Consider the following 14,130-nt stretch of genomic DNA (forward strand, 5'->3'; position numbering starts at 1 on the left):
GGCTACTCTGCCTGCCCGCAGGGCCGTTCCTGAGCCTGCACGGGGCCGGTTTCTACCGGGTACTGACCTGGGTGTTCAGCTTTATCGGGCTGATCGTGCTGGGTATGTGGCTCGGTGCCGCCAAACTACACCGCGCCGACCTGATCCGAGCCGCCCGATGGGCAACGCTGCGTGTCGTACTCGTGAGCGTCTACAGCGTCGGTGTGCTCGCACTCGCCCGCTGGGCGCACGATACGGCGGGCATACACTTTGACCAGCTACTGGCACACCCGCAGGTACTTTTTATCCTCGGAGTGCTACCGCCAGCCGCTAATATCGTCATCCTGGAAACCCACTACCGGCACGAGGGTACTGCCGCTCCGGTTATTGCTGCCGGGGCGGTCGTCAGTCTGGGAATGATGGCGCTCGCCGTGCCGATCCTGCAGCTTGTGTTCTCTGGTTAAACAGAGCCTCTAGCTCAGTAGAGCCTCCATCTCAGCAGACCCAAGAAAATACGCCGGGATAACACAGGGGAGAACAAAGAGGTCAACACAAAAGGAGGGCGGGGCATAAGCCTCACCCTCCTTCTGCTGTCTATCACCTTATCGGCACGCGGTAGCACTCAACGAGCTACAGCGCTTAGCGAACGATGTGGTACACCTTCGCCTCGTAGGGGCGCAGGGTCGAACCCGCGTCGTCCTTGTAGTTCGAGCTCACCAGCTCAACACGAGCACCAGCCTCACGAGCCTCACCCAGCACAGCGAAGTCGCGCACCTGCTCCTCGGCAGTGAAGTTCGAAACAACCAGCAAAGACTCATTCGCGGGGCTGCCGTCCGCACCACCGGTACGGGTGTACGCGTACACAGCCTCGTCCTCATTGTGCGGAACCTGAACCGAATCCACCGGAGCGAAGGACGCGTAAACCATCAGGTCCTTCAGCTTGCCGCGGCGCAGAGCCACCAGCTGCTGGTAGTGGTAGAAGATCGAATCCTCATCAGCCAGAACAGCCTCAGCGTTAATCGACGGGTAGTTCGGGTTCACAGCAATCCACGGGGTCACACCCTCGGGGCTGAAACCACCGTTAGCGGAGGCATCCCACTGAACCGGGGTACGAGCATTGTCGCGGCCCTTAATGTAAATCGCCTGCATCGCCTCTTCGTGGCTCAGACGCTTGTGGTCAACGTGCATGTCCTCGTAGAAGCGGATCGAGTCGCCATCGCGGTAGTCCTCAATCGAATCGAACTTCACGTTGGTCATGCCCAGCTCTTCACCCTGGTAAATGTACGGGGTGCCCTGCATGAAGTGCAGGGTGGTCGCCAGCTGCTTAGCGGACAGGGTGCGGAACTCATCCGAATCGTTACCGAAGCGGGAGACAACGCGCGGCTGGTCGTGGTTGTTCCAGTACAGCGAACCCCAGGCGTTACCCTCCAGGGTGGTCTGCCAGTCGTTCAGGATGCGCTTGAGCTCGGTCAGCTTGTACGGCGCGTAGGACCACTTGCCGCCCAGGTTGCCGTTCGGGTCGTTATCCACGCCCATGTGATCGAAGTGGAAGATCATGTTCAGCTCACCGGTGTGGTAGCCGGCCCACAGCTTAGCGTCCTGGGGGCTGGTTGCGCTGGTCTCGCCCACGGTCATCACGTCGTAGCGGCTGAAGGTCTCGCGGGTGAGCTCCTTCATCCACGGGTGCACCATGGTGCCGTTCGAGATAACGAACGGAATCGAGGAAGTGTGCTTCTCAAAGTCGGTGGAGGGGTCATCCGGGAAGCCCTCGGGCTTGGAGATGATGTTGATAGCGTCCAGGCGGAAGCCGTCAACGCCTTTGTCCAGCCACCAGCGGACCATGGAGTACAGGTCCTCGCGAACCTTCTCGTTCTCCCAGTTCAGGTCGGGCTGTTCCTTGAAGAAGATGTGCAGGTAGAACTGGCCGGTTGCCTCGTCCCACTCCCATGCCGGGCCGCCGAACTCGGACGCCCAGTTGTTCGGAGGAATCGGGTTGCCGTCCTCGTCGAAGCCCTTCGGGTCCTTCCAAATGTAGTAGTCGCGGTAGGGGTTGTCCTTGGAGGAGCGGGATTCCTTGAACCAGGGGTGCTCATCGGAGGTGTGGTTTGCGACCAGATCCATCAGGATCTTGATGCCGTGCTTGTGGGCGGTTTCGAGCATCTCGTCGAAGTCTTCCATGGTGCCGAAGTCACTCATGATGGCGAAGTAGTCAGAGATGTCGTAGCCGTTGTCCACGTTCGGCGAGTCGAACACGGGGGAGAGCCAAATGACGTTGATGCCCAGCTTAGCCAGGTAAGGCAGCTTCTCAGTGATGCCCTTCAGGTCGCCGATACCGTCGCCGTTCGCGTCGTTGAAGGAGCGGGGGTACACCTGGTACACCACGGCTTCCTTCCACCACTGGCGGCCCTCGTAGGAGGGAACTTCGTATGCCTCGGAGTTGCTCATAATTGCCTTTCTATACCGGCCATCCAGCCGAAAAGAGAACAAAATGTGTCTGTGATTGAAGTATAGGGCGAGGGGGCCCGGAATGTCTGTACCGGATCCCCCTCGCACATTACATTTTGGGGCGTGCTTACTTACGCGTTACCGAAGAGGTACACCTTCACCTCGTAAGGACGCAACAGGGTACCTTCATCGGTGAACTCACGGTTCTCATCGCGGTAGTTCGAGCTGATCAGCTTCGGGCTGTTCTCGATGGCCTTCAGCTCAGTCGGGGAGAGAACCTGCGAGTTGGTCAGCACCACTGAATCCAGGTTGCCGCCCGCATAGTTCAGCTGAACGGTGTCATCGGTGAAGTTAGCGACGACCAGCAGGGCGCGCTCGCCGGTTGCTGCGGCGTCCTCGTCGGAGTTCACACGCAGGTAGGCGTAGACCTGCTCGTCTTCTTCATCCAGCAGGCGGTACTCGCCGGTCAGGACGATCGGGTGCTCGCGGCGCAGGCTAATCAGGTCGCGGTAGTGGTAGAACACCGAATCCGGGTTGGCGAGTTCTGCCTCCGCGTTGATTTCGGTGTAGCGCGGGTTCAGCTTCAGCCACGGGGTGCCGGAGGTGAAGCCTGCGTTCTCGCCGGCGGTCCACTGCATGGGGGTGCGTGCGTTGTCGCGACCGGAGGCGCTGATGTAACGCAGCATGTCCTCAGCGGAGACGCGGCCCGACTCTTCAACGTACTTGCGCCAGGAGTCGTGAATCTCCAGGTCGTTGTAGTCCTTCACATCGTCAAAGAAGACGTTGGTCATGCCCAGCTCTTCACCCTGGTAGATGTAGGGGGTGCCCTGCATCAGGTGCAGTACGGTGCCCAGCATCTTGGCGCTGACGGTGCGGTACTCGGGGGAGTCGTTACCGAAGCGGGAGACGGTGCGCGGCTGGTCGTGGTTGTTCCAGTACAGGGAGTTCCAGCCGCGGCCGTGCAGGCCTTCCTGCCAGTGGGTGAGGACCTTCTTGAGGTCAACCAGGTTGAAGCGGCGGTCGGACCACTTGCCGGTCACGCCACCTTCGGAGGCGTCTACGTCCATGTGCTCAAACTGGAACACCATCTGCAGCTCGTCGCGGTCGAAGCCGGTGTAGAGCGCGGCGTCGTCCACGGTTACGCAGGGGGTTTCGCCCACGGTCATGACCGGGTACTTGCTCAAGACCTCGCGGTTCATTTCCTGCAGGAACTCGTGGATACGCGGGCCGTTAGCTGCGACAGCCAGGGAATTGTCGAGGCCGCCAGCCAGGACTGCCGGGTCATCGGGGAAGGAGAGGTCCTTAGAAATTAGGTTGATGACGTCCATGCGGAAGCCGTCCACGCCCTTGTCCAGCCAGAAGCGCATGATGTCGTAGACCTCTTCGCGGACCTTCGGATTCTCCCAGTTCAGGTCGGGCTGCTTGATGGAGAAGTAGTGCAGGTAGAACTGGCCGGTCGCCTCGTCCCATTCCCACACGGAGGGGCTAAAGCAGGAGATCCAGTTGTTCGGCGGAATCGGCTTGCCATCCTCATCGAAGCCCTTGGGGTCGCGCCAGATGTAGTAGTCGCGGTAGGGGTTGTCCTTGGAGGAGCGTGCCTGCTTGAACCATTCGTGTTCGTCGGAGGTGTGGTTGACGACCAGGTCCATCATGAGCTTGATGCCGTGCTTGTGCGCGGTTTCGAGCAGCTCATCGAAGTCTTCCATGGTGCCGAACTCGGTCATGATGGCGCGGTAGTCGGAGATGTCGTAGCCGTTGTCATCGTTCGGGGAAGCGTAGATGGGGGAGAGCCACAGCACCTGAATACCCAGCTTGGCGAGGTACGGAATCTTCTCGGTAATGCCGGGCAGATCGCCGATGCCGTCGCCATTGGAGTCGTTGAAGGAGCGGGGGTAAATCTGGTAGACCACCGGTTCCTGCCACCACTGGGTTTGGGTCGTCATGATTGTTCCTTCCTTTGGGGGTTGTAACGGGTGTTACTGCGAGAGGTGCCGTCGTGTTGGGCGGCTAAAGTCTGATGCCTTTTAATCCTGGCTAGTGAGGGGCGTAAGGAGGCTCTGCGGTGCCCAGCTGGAGGGGTCAATGTCCAGGAGTAGGCCGCTGTGGTCTGAGATGGCCTCGGGGGAATTGTCGCGGAAGACGACTGCGTGGGAGTTGACCGTGAGCAGTCGGTCGGCGAACACGAAGTCGATGCGCTTGGCGTCCGTGTTACCTTCCCAACCGGCGATTTCGCGGTGGACGGTGTTCTCGCCGTCGGTGTGCTCCGCCAGCGAGCGGGTATCCACCATGCCGCTGGAGGTGACCAGCGCGTAGCCTTCATCGCTCAGATGCGCGGCGGAGTTGAAGTCGCCGCCGAGTAGTACGGGTGCGGTGAGGGCGCATTCTGCCAGTGCCTGCGAGAGGTGGGCGTATTCCTGCGCGAAGAGGGGTTCGCCGTCGAAGTCCCACCAGGACATGTGGGTGGTGGCGCACCAGAAGGTGCCCGTCTCAGTTTCGATGAGTGCTGCCTGTGCTGCGCGGCGCTGTACCTGATGGTAGTCGTAGTCGGGGGACATCTCGATGGGCTTGATGCCGCGAATCGGCAGGCGCGAGAGGATTGCTACGCATTCGTCGTAGAGGTCCCAGCCGATATGGGTTTCGGTGAGGGTCCACTCGTAGGTTGCACCCATTTCGTTGAGTGCCTGCACGAGGAGCAGGGCGTAGTTATCTTCGCGGACCGGCACGCCTGCGCCGCCGCGGTAGTTGAGGGGCTCCTTCACCACGGGAGTGGAGATAAGCTGGTTGACTTCCTGCAGTGCAATGACATCCACCTGTTGTTCAATGATGAACTTTGCGAGGGTGCGGATTTTCAAAATCTGGTGGATTTCGCACCAGCTGTGCGTATTGAGGGTGAGGAAGCGCATAAAACTAAGTCCGGGGTAGTGCGTGAGAAAGAAGTGTGAAGGAAGCACTCCGTTGTTGAAGGCTGGGAGCGTTGTATGGGCTCTAAACCTGCGGGTGCACTGTTTATGCTATCGATTCTGTGGGCTGGGTAATAGAGGAAAAGTCTCATCTGCGGCAAGTATTTTTAACCAGTGCCGGGATATGTTTCAGGTTCTGAAAAACTCTTTCAAAACTTCTATTTTTGGTATGTGTAGGCAGGTATGACCTGGCATTATTGTTTTTGTCTAAAACACATTCGGCATTTAGCGCACGCAGGTTATGTGGCGCCGCTCTCATACACTTCCATTTGGGGGTATAAAGATACGGCGTTCGAATGCATGAACAGCAGGCTGGCAACGAGCGCCAACCCCTGCGTCCGCTCACTCGACAACCCGAAAGGGCGTATAGTCTCATGATGGAAAAAGTACAGAGGTTCGGCTCTGCCATGCTGGCACCCGTTCTTCTCTTCGCATTCGCTGGCCTCGCGGTCGGTATTGCGATCATTGCACAGAACGGCGACCTGATCCCCCTCGCTGCTGACAAGGACAGTGCCTGGAACCACTTCTGGTCTGTTTGGGAGTCCGGCGCATGGACCGTCTTCAACCAGATGGAACTGCTCTTCGTGATTGGTCTGCCCATTGCACTGGCAAAGACCGCTAACGCACGTGCAGTGATGGAAGCTGCAATGGTCTACCTGACCTTCAACTACTTCGTCGGCGCCATGCTCAAGGTATGGGGCAAGGGCGGCACCGGTTTCTTCGACCTGGACTACACCACCGACATCTCTGAGAGCGCGGCAGGTACCGGTCTGAAGATGATTGCCGGTATCAAGACCATGGACACCGGTATCTTCGGTGCCATCATCATCTCCGCAATCGTGGTGTGGGTACACAACCGCTGGTTCGACAAGAAGCTGCCCGACTTCCTCGGTATCTTCCAGGGCTCGCAGTACGTTTACGGCGTCTGCTTCTTCCTGATGATGCCCGTGGCATTCCTGTTCTCCTGGCTGTGGCCCTACGCTCAGCACGGTATCTCCTCCCTGCAGGGCTTCTTCATCGCATCCGGCGCACTCGGTGTGTGGGTTTACACCTTCCTCGAGCGCTTCCTGATTCCGACCGGTCTGCACCACTTCATCTACTCCCCGTTCGTCTTCGGTAACGTTGTTACCCCGAACGGTATCGCTAAGGACTGGCCGAGCCACCTGAGCGAGTTCGCTAAGAGCGACAAGCCCCTGAAGGAACTGTTCCCCGGCGGCGGCTTCGCACTGCACGGTAACTCCAAGGTCTTCGCACCCATCGGTATCGCAGCGGCGTTCTACACCACTGCTCGTCCCGAGAAGCGCAAGGAAGTTCTCGCTCTGATGATCCCCGTCTGCCTCACCGCGATCCTGATTGGTATCACCGAGCCCCTCGAGTTCACCTTCCTGTTCCTGGCACCCCCGCTGTTCCTGGTCCACGCAATCCTGGCAGCATCCATGGCAGCAATCATGTACCAGCTGGGTCTGGTTGGTTACATGGGTGGCGGTCTGCTCGACTTCCTGTTCCAGAACTGGATCCCGCTGTGGGCAAACCACTCCGGCACCTACCTCATGCAGATTGGTGTGGGCCTGTGCTTCACCGTCCTGTACTTCGTGATCTTCCGCTTCATGATTCTGAAGTTCGACTTCAAGACCCCCGGTCGTGAAGAAGACGGCGGCGAGACCAAGCTCTACAGCAAGGCAGAGTACAAGGCTGCTAAGGCTGCTGAGAAGAACGGCGGCGCAGCTGCTGAGTCCGCTGATGGCGACCTCTACGCACCCCGCGCAGCAGGCTTCCTCGAACTGCTCGGTGGCGCAGAGAACATCACCACCGTGAACAACTGCGCAACCCGCCTGCGTGTCTCCGTTGCTGATGAGTCCCTCGTCAACACCTCGGATGCAGAGTTCAAGAGCGCAGGTGCTCTGGGCGTCGTCCGCAAGGGCAAGGCATTCCAGGTCATCGTCGGTATGGACGTTCCCCAGGTTCGCGAGCGTTTCGAGACCATGGTGAACGAAGCTAAGACCCTCTCCTAAGAGGAATTAGCGTTCAACCGCCTGACGGCTTAACGCCTCATAAGGTATAGACTTCGCCGGCGGTATCGGATAACACCGATGCCGCCGGCGAAGCTGTACCCGGACACGTACCCAAGGCCTGTACCCGGGATCGTGCCCAAGCCCAAATCTGCGCAACGTGCCCCTCAACGTGAGAAACGACCACCCTCACCCACCCTGGCCGATAACCCTAGAGCGTGTACTATTTATATATTGCTCACCATCGGATTCAGGAGCTTTGAGTGGATTTACAAGACGTTGTGAATGCGAACCAGCACCGATTCAGTGAAACTGAACGGGAAATTTTGGCATTCATGCTAGAAAACGAAGAGTTCGTTGCAGAGTCAACGATCAACTCTCTGGCACATAAAACTTATACTTCGACCAGCTCAATTATCCGCCTGACGAAGAAGCTGAACTTCTCCGGATTTGCTGAGTTGAAGTACTTCATTAAGTCCTCTCTGAACCGCAGCGAACCCTTCAACCCGCGGTTCATTGAGAGCGGCCGAGAAGACATTCAGCGTACCTACGACTACCTCGAGCACATGGAACTGAGCGGACTGCTCAAGCGCATCCATGAGGCTCGCACTGTGTACTGCTTTGGTACCGGCTACGCTCAGCGCAACGCCGTGCAGGAATTTACCAAGTCCATGCAGGTTTGCGGTAAGTTCTGCCAGGTCATTCCGGCACGTAATGAGTTCGAAAGCGCCATGAACAATATGACCCAGGACGACGTGGTCATCATCGTGTCTTTCTCCGGTCAGACCGAGAACATGCGCGAACACATTAAGATGCTGGCGCTACGCCGCATTCCCATGGTTGCGGTGACCGCTATTGGTGTGAACTACATGTCCTCGCACGCCGAGTACTCCCTGCACTACCAGACCACCCCCACCCACATCAGCACCCAGCGCAAGCCCTACTACTCCTTCGTGGCGCTGTCGGTGCTGCTGGACTACATTGTGCGCCGCTACATCGAGTACGTTGAACATGAGCGCCGCGAAACCCTGCAGGATCAGGTGGACGACGCTCTCAACAGCGGGGGCGAAATCGACGCCTGACAAGGCGTGACTGTGCCCACCTGCTCCTTCACTCGCTCCTCCTGAACCTGACCGAATCCGCCTGAGACCATCTGAAAGAGACACCCTGTGACCGCAATTTTCGCGCTCATCGAAAACACCGAGAAGATGCGTAAGTACCTGTTCTGGTACCTCCTGATCGTCCCCGCGTTGCTGCTGCTGTGGATTGCGCTGGGTGCAGCGAACTCCCAGATGGACTTCCAAGCAGCCCTGAAGATCCCCTTCTTCACCGTGGCATTCCTGAACGCCTGCCTCAGTCTGCTGCTGGGCGGCACCCTCAAGCTCGCAGGTGCAGAGAACGAACGCACCGAACGCGCCTACGCCCTGTACCTGACCATTCTGCTGGTCATTATCGGTAACCTGCCCGGTGCAATCCTGAGCTTCTTCCTCTTCCGCTCTCTGCGCTTCGGCAACCTGGAGGGCGAGCTGGCCCCCAAGTACCGTTGGGCGCTTCTGCCCGCCCTGGTCTTCTACGTATTGGTGACCGTAGTGCTGACCGCCGTCAATATCGCAATGTGGTCGAAGTAAGCACACAGCCCAATAGGCACACAGGCGCATACTGACACCCGCCCCGCTTGAGGCCCACCCGGGCAGAGGACCCCGGAAGAACCACCATCTTCGGTGTGTACGCGCAAACGTACACCGCACTGACCCACAAGGACACTCGCAACGTGAACCAGATTCCCGAGCCTACCGACGCGCAGCACGCACCCGGCACCTCGGCTGATACTGTTCAGCCCGCCGCAGCCGCCGCGACCTCAGCAGAGGAAACCCACGAAGTAGCCGACGAAATCAACATCGCCGAGCTGCCTGCACACCTGAACCCCGCCCACGAGGACTTCGATCCCTCGGCGGGGCTTGAGCGTTGGGCAGAGCAGATGGACGTCTACACCGGTCCCGACGCGATGCTCGACTTCAACCAAGTCGACTACGTGCACATCGACCTGTCAGATGCGAACCCCTCCGGCCTGGCTCAGCTACTCGCCGGACGCAAGACCCGCCTCTCCACGATTCTGCGCGACAAGTCGCAGCTGGAGGCGGGCATGCGCTCCGCACGCACCTTGCGCACCAAGATCTACGAGCTCGCCACCGACCACGGCCTGGACTCCGGCTACTTCGTGGCGGGTACCGCCTCCTGGCTTTCGCACGACACGCGTGAGGATGCCGCCGCCTACGAGAAGCGCTTCATTGCCCCGATTCTCATGGCGCCGCTGAGCATCACTCCGCACCCGAAGGACGACGACTTCGAGCTGCGCCTCGCCGGTTCCGCACGCCTGAACCCGGCGATGGTCCGACAGATCAAGCAGGAGTACGGCATCGACCTGGGCACCATGGATGTGGCTCAGCTGGCGAACTCCATGTCTCGCCTGGACCCCGAGCCGGTCATCGAGCGTATGCGCGCCTCCGCCGGCCGTATTCCGGGCATGACCATTGAGTCGAAGTACTTCATCTCGACCTTTGCTGACCTGAAGGAAAGCCTGGGCGAGCTGCCGCACACCGCCATCACCCCGCTGGTTCGTGACCTAGCGGCGCTGAAGGTGCCCGGCGTGAAGCCGCGCGAGCTCAACGCCCACAACCTGCAGCCGCCCCTGGATCAGCGTGACCCGGCTGAGGAAATGCTCCTGCTGGATGCGGACGCGAACGCCCAGGAGATTATCGACACCGCGGTCAGCGGATTCTCCTTCACCATCACTGCGGCGCCCGGCACCGAGCCGCTGCGTACCGCCGTGAACATTGCTTCCGCCCTGATGGGTCGCGGTAAGTCCGTGCTCGTGGTGGGCGAGAAGCGCTCCACCCTCGCCGAATTTTCGGCGCTGCTCAAGCGCACCGGCATTGAGAACCTGCGCTATGACCTGCTCGCCGAGCACGATGCTGAGGCTCAGCGCGCCGAGTTCATTCGCGCCATCGTGCGTAACGAGGGTGCCGAAGAGCCGAACTCTGAGGACCTGAACGAAGAGCTCGTGGCGACCCGTGCGGCGCTGCTCGACCACACTCGTGCCCTGCTGAACAAGGACTCGAACTGGCAGATTTCTGTCTACTCTGCGCTGCAGCGTCTGGCTGAGCTGACCGCCTCCGAGGACGGTCCGGCTACCCGTGTGCGTTTTGACCGCCCCATGCTCGATTCACTCATGGAGCGTGAGCAGGTGCGTGCCGAGCTGGTGCGTCTGGGCGAGATTGATGGTTTTGCGGCGGCTTCGCGTACCTCCCCGTGGTACCGTGCCCGCTTGGTCAATGACGAGGAGGCCGCAGAGGCGTACGCCCTGGTCATTACCCTCAAGTCCTCCCTGCTGAACCTGCGTGAGGCGATGAACCGCACCAGCGCCATGCTGGGTCTGCGCCCGGGTCGTACCATCGCCGAGTGGGAGTCGCAGCTGGCGATTCTGATGCGCATCCGTGAGACGCTCAAGCGTTTCCGTGCGGACGTCTACGACCGCCCGGTGACCGATCTGATTGCTGCGACCGCCTCGGGTGCGTGGCGCCGTGAGAACGGCATCGAGATGAGCAGTATGCAGCGTTCCCGTCTGCGCCGCGCGGCGAAGGAGTACATCCTGCCCGGCGTGAATATTGGTGACCTGCACGAACAGTTGAAGGTGGTTCAGGCGGAGCGTGCCGAGTGGATTCGCCACATTGAGGCGCCCCGCACCCCGCAGATTCCGGAGAACCTGGACCAGCTGGCTGACGCCCTGAACTCCCTGGTTTCTGAGCTGGCGGGCCTGGGTATTGTCCTGGCTGACACCATTGAGGGTACCGATTTTGTGCGCACCGACCTGGACGTGCTGGATGCCCGCCTAGACGCCCTCATGGCGGACCGCGTGCTGCTGATGACCCTGCCGGAGCGTGACGCCCTGACCCAGAAGCTGCGTGAGCGCGGCCTGTCGGAGCTGCTCGATGACCTGTACGCACGTCAGGTTCCGACCGAGGTTGTTGCCGCTGAGCTGGAGCTTGCCTGGTGGCAGTCTGCCCTGGAGTTCTTGCTGCAGCATCACGAAGGTAAGCTGCTGGACGGTGACCGTCTGCGCGATACGGAATCCCGTTTCCGCCGTGCCGACTACGCCCACATGACCAGCGCTCCGGCGCGTCTGCTGGCGAAGGTGGCCCGCGTGTGGACTGAACGCATTGAGTCTGAGCACGACCAGGCGGCGTACCTGAAGAGTCAGCTGCGCGGCTACGAGTTCGTGCTCGAAGAGCTGCTGACTCACGCCCCGGTCATGGCGCGTACCCTGCTTCCGCTGTGGACTGCGAGCCCGTTCGCCCTGGCGCGTAAGGTTCCCGCCTCCATGCGTTTTGATACGGTGCTTCTGCTGGACTCCGAGTCGACCCCGCTTGCGGCGAACCTGCCGGCGATTACCCGCGCCGACCAGGTGATTGCCCTGGGCGACCCGCATTCGGGTTACCCCTCGCCGTTTATTGTGTCCGCGCCGACTTTCGGTGCGCCCGAGCCGACCGACGAGCAGCTGGACAGCACCTTCGACGTGCTCGCTACCGTACTGCCCAACCGCACCCTGGCGATGCTGCACCGCAGCATGGACCCGGTGATTCTCGACTACCTGAACCGTGAGTTCTACGGTTCACAGCTGCACGCGGCACCGGTGAGCCGCGCCTCCGCTCAGCCTGCCGGTTCGCTGACCGTTGAGTACATTGATACTCGCGGTAAGGTCAGCGATAACGCGAACCTGGATTCGCCCGGTGTTGAGGTGGAGCGCGTCACGAACCTGGTGCTGGAGCACGCCTACCGCACCCCGGACCGTTCGCTGGCGGTTGTGACGGCTAGCCCGAAGCACGCTCAGCGTGTGGCTGAGTCGGTGCGTCACGCCCTGAGCCTGTACCCGCAGCTGGCGCCGTTCTTCGCCGCCGGTGAGGAGTCTTTCCGCGTGGTCGATCTGACCCGCGCCGAGAGCCTCGAGCGCGATACCGTGATTTTCTCTCTGGGTGTGGGCCGTGCCCGTCTGGGCCAGGCGTCCTATGATTTGGGTCAGCTGTCTGCCGAGCACGGTCGCCAGGGCTTTGTTGTGGCGTTGACTCGTGCTCGCCGTGCCCTGCGCATCGTTTCGTGCATTGACCCGTCGGAGCTGGACCCGCAGAAGCTGCATCATGGTGCGGTGGACTTCTACCACCTGCTGCGTGAGCACGCGGAACGTCAGGCGCGTGAAGAGGCGGAGGCGAAGGCACAGCGCGTACCGGAGACCCTGCCGCGTAACGCATTCTTGGCAGCAGACGACGCGGACACCCCGGATTTGGGCGACTGGCTGCTGAACGATTTGGTGGTGCGCCTGCAGGCGTGCGGTGTGCGTGTGACTCGCGGTGAGGGCGATATCGCTCTGATTGCGCACGCCCCGGAGAAGGTGGCGGCTGAGCCGGTGCCTGCGCTGGGTGTGGCTCCCGTGGTCTCGTCGAGCCCGAGCGTCCCGGCGGCTATGCCGCTGGTGGCGTGCTCTGATGGCGAGCAGAATTACGCGCGTGCTTCGGTGCGTGAGCGTACCCGTCTGCTGCCGGAGCGTCTGAGCCGCACGGGCTGGAACTACATTACGCTGGGCACCCTGGAGGTGTTCGCTGATCCGGACGCTGTGGTGGCGCGCGTGCTGCACTACCTGGATATGGATGAGGGCGCTGAGGTCCGTGGCTAGTTATTCGTCGACGCCGAAGCCTCGCCGCGGTCATCGCCGTGTGAGCGGCGGCGGCTCGGTGAGCGGGGCTGAGCCTCTGCTGGTGGGTGTCACGACGCCTCCGGCTGCGGCTTCGGATACCTCGTCTGCCGCGGGGGCTTCCGCAAAGAAAACGGATGCTCAGAACCAGAACTCTCAGAAGCAAAACCCCCAGAAGGCTGGTTCTCAGAAGGCGAGCTCCCAGAAGGCGGCTACTTCCGCGCAGCCGCTGACCCCGGAGGAGCGTGAGCGTCTGGAATGGATGCGTCAGCAGCGTCCTCCGCACTGGGGCAATAACATCGTGTAACAATATCGTGTAGCGCATCCGATCCGGGAGCGCTTCTTTAACGCCGAGGGGCGGGGCAACCTGTGTTGCCCCGCCCCTCGTGTGGCTGGTGTGGAACTTCCGTTTAGGAGTTTCCCTTGTCGGTGCTGTAGAAGCCGGAACCCTTGAAGGTCACGCCGACGGTGTTGTAGCGCTTGCGCAGGGTTTCTTCGCCGCACTGCGGGCAGATGCGCAGTGCATCGTCGCTAAAGGACTGGCGCTGTTCAAAGACGTGGTTGCAATTCTTGCACTGGTAAACGTAGACCGGCATTTTGTCCTTCTGTATCCGTTTTCGCTGGGATGGTTTATTAACGTGGTTTGAGTGTACCGCTTTTGAAACGTTGGGAGCTATTTGCGTTTTCTTCTCAAATAGCTTTTTCTGGTTTCTTTTTGCCTTTTTCCTGAGTGCTTTTATTGATGTGTCTCGCGTATCTTTACGCTTTTGCGTAAAGATATGGGCTGTCAATCAAGAGCGAACCAGAGGTAAGCAAGTCGGGTTCTTTTAGCTCTGCGGGTGAGAGCGGAAAATACCTTCCTCGGTGAGGATGACCGGCAGAATGGCGTCCCAGCGGTCGTAGGGGATAGTTTCGTACATTTCGTCGGCAAAGACCACTCCGATGCTCTGCTCCTGCAGCTGCTGTGCGCTGAGCAGGGGGATAATGCGGTCGT

General features: G+C 60.2%; 9 protein-coding genes and 1 pseudogene. 6 read left to right on the plus strand and 4 right to left on the minus strand.

The window, feature by feature from the left end; all coding sequences use genetic code 11:
* A pseudogene (locus Q0216_RS06220) lies at window positions 1-443 on the plus strand (permease); the annotation flags it as partial.
* Between the two features lie 175 nt (window positions 444-618).
* Here Q0216_RS06220 and Q0216_RS06225 read toward each other — a convergent pair.
* The 3 genes from Q0216_RS06225 to Q0216_RS06235 all read right to left on the minus strand — a co-directional run bounded on the left by Q0216_RS06225 (window position 619) and on the right by Q0216_RS06235 (window position 5,327).
* Window positions 619-2,424, minus strand: a complete 1,806-nt coding sequence (locus Q0216_RS06225) for an alpha-glucosidase (RefSeq protein ID WP_298593797.1) — start codon at window positions 2,422-2,424, stop codon at window positions 619-621.
* A gap of 131 nt (window positions 2,425-2,555) precedes the next feature.
* Window positions 2,556-4,367, minus strand: coding sequence for an alpha-glucosidase (locus tag Q0216_RS06230; RefSeq protein WP_298593799.1), 1,812 nt, complete (start codon window positions 4,365-4,367; stop codon window positions 2,556-2,558).
* Between the two features lie 81 nt (window positions 4,368-4,448).
* Window positions 4,449-5,327 carry an endonuclease/exonuclease/phosphatase family protein gene (locus Q0216_RS06235; RefSeq protein ID WP_298593801.1) on the minus strand — a complete coding sequence of 293 codons (879 nt, stop codon included), beginning with the start codon at window positions 5,325-5,327 and terminating at the stop codon, window positions 4,449-4,451.
* Between the two features lie 431 nt (window positions 5,328-5,758).
* On the opposite strand from Q0216_RS06235, the gene Q0216_RS06240 reads away from it, so the two are divergent.
* The 5 genes from Q0216_RS06240 (at window position 5,759) to Q0216_RS06260 (ending at window position 13,443) form a co-directional block, all read left to right on the plus strand.
* Complete coding sequence (locus Q0216_RS06240) at window positions 5,759-7,396, plus strand: alpha-glucoside-specific PTS transporter subunit IIBC (protein ID WP_298593802.1); 1,638 nt, start codon at window positions 5,759-5,761, stop codon at window positions 7,394-7,396.
* A gap of 278 nt (window positions 7,397-7,674) precedes the next feature.
* Window positions 7,675-8,475 carry a MurR/RpiR family transcriptional regulator gene (locus tag Q0216_RS06245; RefSeq protein ID WP_298593809.1) on the plus strand — a complete coding sequence of 267 codons (801 nt, stop codon included), beginning with the start codon at window positions 7,675-7,677 and terminating at the stop codon, window positions 8,473-8,475.
* Between the two features lie 87 nt (window positions 8,476-8,562).
* Complete coding sequence (locus tag Q0216_RS06250; protein WP_298593803.1) at window positions 8,563-9,021, plus strand: cell shape determination protein CcmA; 459 nt, start codon at window positions 8,563-8,565, stop codon at window positions 9,019-9,021.
* 95 nt (window positions 9,022-9,116) lie between these two features.
* Window positions 9,117-13,118: a DEAD/DEAH box helicase gene (locus Q0216_RS06255; protein ID WP_298593805.1), complete on the plus strand. Its 4,002-nt coding sequence runs from the start codon at window positions 9,117-9,119 to the stop codon at window positions 13,116-13,118.
* Window positions 13,111-13,443 (plus strand): hypothetical protein, encoded by a 333-nt coding sequence (locus tag Q0216_RS06260; protein WP_298593807.1) that lies wholly within the window; start codon window positions 13,111-13,113, stop codon window positions 13,441-13,443. Before Q0216_RS06255 ends, Q0216_RS06260 begins: the two co-directional genes overlap by 8 nt.
* 103 nt (window positions 13,444-13,546) lie before the next feature.
* Here the strand turns inward: Q0216_RS06260 and Q0216_RS06265 are convergent, their stop codons facing one another.
* Entirely contained in the window at window positions 13,547-13,732 is a 186-nt protein-coding gene (locus tag Q0216_RS06265; protein WP_005508445.1) for an FmdB family zinc ribbon protein, read from the minus strand.
* Between the last annotated feature and the right edge of the window lie 398 nt (window positions 13,733-14,130).

This window comes from uncultured Rothia sp. (assembly GCF_937976295.1).
GTDB lineage: Bacteria > Actinomycetota > Actinomycetes > Actinomycetales > Micrococcaceae > Rothia.

Excerpts from the sequence above, each read along its gene's own strand:
- Q0216_RS06225 (WP_298593797.1), bottom strand. The coding sequence starts at position 2,424 with ATGAGCAACTCCGAGGCATACGAAGTTCCCTCCTACGAGGGCCGCCAG.
- Q0216_RS06230 (WP_298593799.1), bottom strand. The coding sequence starts at position 4,367 with ATGACGACCCAAACCCAGTGGTGGCAGGAACCGGTGGTCTACCAGATT.
- Q0216_RS06235 (WP_298593801.1), bottom strand. The coding sequence starts at position 5,327 with ATGCGCTTCCTCACCCTCAATACGCACAGCTGGTGCGAAATCCACCAG.
- Q0216_RS06240 (WP_298593802.1), top strand. The coding sequence starts at position 5,759 with ATGATGGAAAAAGTACAGAGGTTCGGCTCTGCCATGCTGGCACCCGTT.
- Q0216_RS06265 (WP_005508445.1), bottom strand. The coding sequence starts at position 13,732 with ATGCCGGTCTACGTTTACCAGTGCAAGAATTGCAACCACGTCTTTGAA.